Origin of the sequence: Kitasatospora sp. NPDC049285 (assembly GCF_040678815.1) — a bacterium.
Taxonomy (GTDB): domain Bacteria; phylum Actinomycetota; class Actinomycetes; order Streptomycetales; family Streptomycetaceae; genus Kitasatospora.
The window spans coordinates 1-6,251 of sequence record NZ_JBFAQR010000117.1 but is presented as its reverse complement, the minus strand read 5'-3'; the positions used below and the strand labels follow the sequence as shown (position 1 = coordinate 6,251).

The following is a 6,251-nucleotide window of genomic DNA, read 5'->3' as shown; positions in this document are numbered from 1 at the left end:
GTAGCTCGCTGGGCTCATAACCCAGAGGTCGCAGGTTCAAATCCTGTCCCCGCTACCAACGGCCGGGCCCGGAGTGTTCAACACTCCGGGCCCGGCTTCTTTGTGTCGGTCAGCTGATGGTTCGGCAGACGGTTCCGTTCAGGCGGAAGACCGTCGGGGTCGGGTTGGCTCCGTTGTTGCCGCCGACGAAGCCGAACTCGGCGGAAGTGCCGCCGTTCGGGGCGAGTTGGGCGTTGTACTGGCCGTTGGTGACGCGGACGTGCTGGCCCGTGGCGGTGATCGCGGCGTTCCACCACGAGCTGACGGACTGTCCGGTCGAGGGCCAGTCGAAGTCCAGCGTCCACCCGTTGATGGCGGCCGGGCCGGGGTTGCTCACCACGACGTCGGCGACGAAGCCGTTGCCCCAGCCGGCGGTGACCTGGTACGCGACGGTGCAGGTGCTGTCGGCGGGGGTGCCGGTGGTGAAGGTCAGCGGTTCGGAGGGGCGGGAGAGGTGTCCGGCCTGGTCGCGGGCGAGCACGTTGACGGTGTGCCGGGAGCCGGGCGGCAGGTTGTAGAGCGTGGCGGAGGTGCCGGTGGACGAGCCGAGCAGCTGGCTGGTGGTGCCGAGCTGCTCGTAGACCTCGTAGCGGTCGACCGCACCGCTGGTGGCCGGCCAGTTCAGGGTGACGGTGGAGGCGCCGACCGAGGTGGTGCGCGGGGCGCCGGGGGTGCCGACGGTGGCGGCGGACGAGCCGGTGCCGGGCTTCGGGTGCAGGGTCAGCACGGTGAGGGAGTACGGGGCCAGGGTCGCCGAGGCGGACGTGGCGGTGCCGGTCGCGTCGACCAGCCCGTCGTCGCCGGGCGCCCAGCGCTGGACGGCGGGGGCCGAGGAGCCGGCGGTGAAGCCCGCGTACCGCAGGTCCACGGTGTGCGCGGTGGTGGAGCTCTTGTTCACCAGCAGGACGCCGAGGTCGCCGTCGGCCCGCAGCACCGCGTGCGCGGAGACGTCGGAGCCGGAGGCGCTGGAGGCCACCATGGTGTCGCCGGGGTCGCTGAGCGCGCCGAGCGCCTTGATGCCGTGGTACGGCGCGAACGGGGTGTTCAGCGCCGGCTCGCAGACGCCGCCGGAGCAACTGCCGCTCGACAGCATGCCCATGTCGCCGTAGTCGGTCTCCCCGCCCACGGTGGTGACGGTGCCCGCGCCGTTGTGGGTGTCCCACCAGTCCACGCTGAAGACGCCGTTCTCCAGGGCCGTGCTCATGGCCTCGGCGGCGAACAGGCCGTTGGGGCGGCTGGTGAACGCGCCGCTGCCGGAGTTGGAGTTCACCTCGGTCATCGCGATGCCGATGTTCGCGGAGTCGGCGCCCGCGTACCGGTCCAGCAGGTTGCGCACCTCGCGCAGCTCGCCGGGCAGTTGCTGCACCGCGGCCAGCGACGCGTCGCCGTTGCTGGCGTTGGGGTACCAGTGGACGCTGACGAAGTCGACGTCGTGGGCGACGGCGGCCAGCACGGTGTGGTTCCAGTCGCCGCTGTCGCCGCCGGCCACGATGCCGTCCGGCCAGTTGCCGGGCATGGTGAGCACCGCGCCGATCCTGACGGTGGGGTCGACGGCCTTCATGGCCGCGGCGTACGCCTTGACCTCGCGGGCGTACTGGTCGGGCGTCTTGTCGGCGTGGGCGTCGTTCTCCCAGCCGCTGCCGTAGACGCCGTTGCCGTAGATCTCGTTGCCGATCTCCCAGTACTTCGCGCCGTAGCCCTTGGTGACGTTCGCGTACCGGACCCAGTCGGCCGCCTCCTGGGCCGTGCCGGAGCCGTAGTTGGCGATCAGGATCGGCTGCGCGCCGGACGCCTTCACGGTTCCCATGAAGGCGTCGAAGTCGGTGCCCGGGGCGACGTAGCCGCCCGGCGCGGTGTTGTCGACCCAGTGGTAGATGTCGGAGTAGGACCCGCCCGGGTAGCGCAGCGCGCCGATCCCGGCGGCCTGGTACAGCGAGACCACCTGGGGGTCGTTCATGGACGCGTCCCAGATGGCGGTGTTGGCGCCGAGCGCGGTGGAGCTGACGGTACCCAGACCCGCGCCCGCGTTGACCGTGACCGTGGTGTCGCCGGTGGCGGCCGGGTCGGCCGCGACCGCGGCGGTGGACAGCGGCAGCGTCGCGGCCACCACGGCCAGCGCGGCCGAGGCCGTCACGGCGAGGCGGCGACCGCGCCGGTCTGGTCTCCTGCGGAACAGCATGGGGGTCGGCATGGTCGTTCCTCCCGGGTGGGGACGCCGACCCGGGGCCACGCCGCGGAGCCGGACGATGGACGGGGAACTGTGCGGCTACCAGGCCGGACAAGAGGCTTGGGAGCGCTCCCATGATGGGAGGGCGGCCCGAGACAGGTCAACGTCCAGCCGTACCCGGGCGCCCGATCCAGGCCGTACCCGCAGCTCCGGGCGCGGCGGGCCGCTGAAAGGTTCTTGGGACGCAGCCGTCCTGACGATCCGTCAGGACAGATCGGGTGGTCAGGCCGCGTCCGGTCCGGCGAGCGGGAGGCGCAGGCGGAAGGTCGCGCCTTCGGCGGTGTCCTCGATGGTGAGGGTGCCGCCGTGCAGGGTGGCGATGTCGCGGGCGATGGGCAGGCCGAGGCCGGTGCCGCCGTCGTTGCGGCTGCGGGCGTCGTCGAGGCGGGTGAACCGTTCGAAGACGCGTTCGCGGTCGCCGGGCGGGATGCCGGGGCCGTCGTCGGCGACGTCCAGCACGGCCTGGTGGCCGGCGGGGTCGAGCGCCAGGCGCAGCGTGACGTGGTGGCGGGCGTGGCGCTGGGCGTTGTCGAGGAGGTTGGTGAGCAGCCGGCCCAGCCACATCGGGTTGCCGGTGGTGACGGCGGGCCGGTCCGGCGTGTGCACGGCGGTCGGGTGCGGCTGGTCGCGGCGGCCGTCGACGGTGGCGCGGGCGAGGTCGGCGAGGTCGACGCTCTCGCGGGGGCCGTGGTGGCCGGCGGCGTCGAGACGGGCCAGGAGCAGCAGGTCGGCGGCGAGCGACTGGAGGCGGTCGGTGTCCTGCAGGGCTCCGGCGACCAGGTCGGCGCGGACGGCGGGGTCGGGGTGGGTGTGCGCGACCTCGAGTTGGGTGCGCAGGACGGCGAGGGGGCTGCGCAGTTCGTGGGAGGCGTCGGCGATGAAGCGGCGCTGGCGGGTGCCGGCGGACTCCAGCCGGTCGAGCATGGCGTTCATGGTGTGGGCGAGGCGGGCGATCTCGTCGTCGCTGCCGGGCTCGGGGACGCGCCGGTCGAGGTCGCGGTCGCCGATCGCGGCGACCTCGGAGCGGATCGCCTCGACGGGGCGCAGGGCGCGGCCGGTGGCCCGCCAGGTGACGACGCCGACGGTGGCGATCAGGAGGGCGCTGAGCGCGGCGAGCGCGGCGGTGGTGAGGTCCTCGGCGGTGTCGGCGGTGTGCAGCGACGCGCCGACCCGGATGGTGACCGGTCCGTCGGGGGTGTCGGCGCTGAGGGTGGTGACGCGCTGGTGGTGCTCGTCGCCGAGGGCGCTGAGGTCGAAGGTCTGGTGGCCGTCGGTGGCACGGGTGGGGGTGAGGGCGGGACGGCCGACCAGGTTCTGGCTGGCCGCGACGACGTTGCCCGCGGCGTCGGTGACCTGGATGAAGTCGGTGCCGTGGTCGAGCGGCAGTTGGGCGGGCAGGTGGGCGTCGGCGGCCAGCCGGGCGACGACCTGGGCCTGCTCCCGGGCCCCGGCCTCGACGGTGTGCTCGAGGTTGACGCGCAGCAGGAGCAGCACGGCGGCCGAGGCCACCAGCAGCACCGCGGCGACGCTGAGGCAGGCGGCGATCGTGGTGCGGGTGCGCACCGAACCGGGGGCGAGCCGGGCCCTCGTGCGGGCCAGCAGCGCCCGGGCCCGGGACAGGCGCGGCGAGCCGGCAGCGTACCGGCGGGCGGCGGCGACCGGTCCGCGCCGCTCAGCCACCGTCGGCCGCCAGCCGGTAGCCGGAGCCACGCACCGTCTGGACGGCGGACCGGCCGAACGGGGCGTCGATCTTGCGGCGCAGCGCACTGATGTGGACCTCGACGGTGTTGGGGTCGCTGTCCGGGCCGCTGTCCCAGACCTCCTCGAGGATCTCCCGCTTGGAGACGGCTTCGCCGGCCCGCCGGGCGAGGTGGTCGAGCACGGCGAACTCACGGGGCGTCAGCGCGATGGCGGTGCCCGCCCGGGTGCAGGTGCGGGCGGCGGAGTCGACGACCAGGTCGCCGAGGACGGTGCGCCGGGGCGCCCGGCTGCCGATGCGGCGGGCCAGCGCCTTGAGGCGGGCGACCAGGACGACGAACGAGAACGGCTTGGAGAGGTAGTCGTCGGCGCCGGTGTCCAGGGCCTCGGCCTCGTCCCACTCGCCGTCCTTGGCGGTCAGCATCAGGATGCCCGCGTCGCTGCCGGCGGCGCGCAGCCGGGAGCAGACCCGGTAGCCGTTCAGGCCGGGCAGCATGATGTCGAGGATGATCACGTCGTAGGTGTGGTCGGTCGCCCGGGCCAGGCCGGACAGGCCGTCGTGGACGATGTCGACGCTGAACCCCTCGACCTCCAGGCCGTGCTTGATCGCGAGGGCCAGCCGCTGTTCGTCCTCCACCACCAGTACGCGCATGTCTCCCAGGGTGGCAGGTCGCCCGCCGTGGACGCTGAAGGCGTCTTCAGGTCTTCAGGAACCCTTCAGCCCGCCCCCGCCATGCTGAGGCCATCGTCCGGGCGCGACGCCCGGACCGGACGAGGTGCCTGGGGTGAGCGTCATGGACGAGGCCGACGAACGGGAGCCGCAGGCTCCGCAGCCGGAGAAGCAGCCGGAGCACCGGGCGGCGCTCCCGCCGTGGCTGCGCGGGAGGCCGGCCCGGTGGGCGGGCGGGCTCGCGGTCGCCGTGCTGATCGCCTGCGGCGCCGTCGCCGTCGCCGACCACCACGGCCTGGAGTTCCACGACGACGGGGCCGTGACGACCCACCGCCCGGGCCATGACGGCACGCACGCGGACCGGGCGGGCGGCCGCGACGGCGAGCGCGGCGACGGCCGGTCGGAGGCCGGCCCGGGCCGGGTGCCCGCTCCGCTGCCCTCGCTGGACGCGGCGGACGCGGTGGTCAAGGCGTCCTCGGGCGTGCCCGCGGGCAAGGTCGAGTCGCTCAGGCCGGTCACCGCGGCCGGCGGCGGCCGGGCCTGGCAGGCCGTGGTCCTCGGCCCGGACGGCGTCCGGCACCTGGTGACCGTCGACGGCGCGACCGACACCATCACCGGCAACACCGTCCTCGGCGGCTGACGCCCGACACGCCACGGCGCGGCCCGCGGGCCGTGCCGCGAAAGGAGTCGCTCCACCGTGAGCAGCACGACAACGACCGCTTCGCCCCTCCGTTCTGACGGTTCGTCAGGCCGGACGTGGAGCAAGGTCCCCCAGGTGACCGCCGCGTTCTGGGTGGTCAAGGTCCTCACCACCGGCATGGGCGAGACCACCTCCGACTTCTTCGCCCACACCCTCGGCCCGGTCCCGGCGGTGGTGGGCGCCGCCGTCGTGCTGGCGGCGACGCTGTTCGTACAGGCCCGCGCCGACCGCTACCGCCCCGTCGTGTACTGGGCGGCGGTGGTCATGGTCAGCGTCTTCGGCACCATGGCCGCCGACGTCGCCCACGTCGCGCTCGGCGTTCCCTACGCCGTCTCCGCCCCCGCCTTCGCGCTCGCCCTCGCCGCGATCTTCGCCCTGTGGCGGCGCACCGAGGGCACGCTCGCCGTGGACACCGTCCGGGGCGGGCGCCGCGAGGTCTACTACTGGGCCGCGGTGATGGCGACCTTCGCGCTCGGCACCGCGGTCGGCGACCTGACCGCCGCCACCCTCGGCTGGGGCTACCTCCCCTCGGGTCTGCTGTTCGCCGCCCTGATCGCGGTACCCGCGCTCGGCCACCGCGTGCTGCGCCTGCCGCCGGTGCTCGCGTTCTGGTGGGCGTACGTCCTGACCCGTCCGCTCGGCGCCTGCTTCGCCGACTGGGCCGGGGTCAGCCACCAGCGCGGCGGCCTCGACCTCGGCACCGGTCCCGTCAGCCTGGTGCTCGCCGTCGTGATCGCCGTGGCCGTCGGGCGGCTCGCCGTCCAGGCCGGGCGCGACGCCCGCCGGACCGCCTGACGGTCCGGCGCACCCGCCCCGGTCGGGGGGGGGGGGGGGGGCGCCCCCCCCCCCCGGGGGGGCGCCCCCCCCCCCCGGGCGGGGGCGTGGTGTTAGTATTTATGTTGGCAGCTCTAGAAAAC

5 protein-coding genes are annotated in these 6,251 nt (G+C 74.5%); 2 read left to right on the top strand and 3 right to left on the bottom strand.

The window, feature by feature from the left end:
- Nucleotides 1-109: 109 nt before the first annotated feature.
- The 3 genes from AB0K51_RS34310 to AB0K51_RS34300 all read right to left on the bottom strand — a co-directional run bounded on the left by AB0K51_RS34310 (nucleotide 110) and on the right by AB0K51_RS34300 (nucleotide 4,616).
- On the bottom strand, nucleotides 110-2,230 hold the full coding sequence (locus AB0K51_RS34310) for a cellulose binding domain-containing protein (RefSeq protein WP_363462148.1): 2,121 nt from the start codon (nucleotides 2,228-2,230) through the stop codon (nucleotides 110-112).
- Nucleotides 2,231-2,488: 258 nt separating this feature from the next.
- Nucleotides 2,489-3,946, bottom strand: a complete 1,458-nt coding sequence (locus AB0K51_RS34305) for a HAMP domain-containing sensor histidine kinase (protein ID WP_363462146.1) — start codon at nucleotides 3,944-3,946, stop codon at nucleotides 2,489-2,491.
- On the bottom strand, nucleotides 3,939-4,616 hold the full coding sequence (locus tag AB0K51_RS34300; protein WP_363462144.1) for a response regulator transcription factor: 678 nt from the start codon (nucleotides 4,614-4,616) through the stop codon (nucleotides 3,939-3,941). The genes AB0K51_RS34305 and AB0K51_RS34300 overlap by 8 nt, the downstream gene beginning before the upstream one ends.
- 133 nt (nucleotides 4,617-4,749) lie before the next feature.
- On the opposite strand from AB0K51_RS34300, the gene AB0K51_RS34295 reads away from it, so the two are divergent.
- Both AB0K51_RS34295 and AB0K51_RS34290 read left to right on the top strand, forming a co-directional pair.
- Nucleotides 4,750-5,274, top strand: a complete 525-nt coding sequence (locus AB0K51_RS34295; protein ID WP_363462142.1) for a hypothetical protein — start codon at nucleotides 4,750-4,752, stop codon at nucleotides 5,272-5,274.
- A 57-nt stretch (nucleotides 5,275-5,331) separates the two neighbouring features.
- Nucleotides 5,332-6,129 carry a hypothetical protein gene (locus AB0K51_RS34290; protein WP_363462140.1) on the top strand — a complete coding sequence of 266 codons (798 nt, stop codon included), beginning with the start codon at nucleotides 5,332-5,334 and terminating at the stop codon, nucleotides 6,127-6,129.
- Nucleotides 6,130-6,251: the final 122 nt, after the last annotated feature.

Coding starts and splice junctions, on each gene's coding strand:
- AB0K51_RS34310 (WP_363462148.1), bottom strand. CDS start 2,230: ATGCCGACCCCCATGCTGTTCCGCAGGAGACCAGACCGGCGCGGTCGC.
- AB0K51_RS34300 (WP_363462144.1), bottom strand. CDS start 4,616: ATGCGCGTACTGGTGGTGGAGGACGAACAGCGGCTGGCCCTCGCGATC.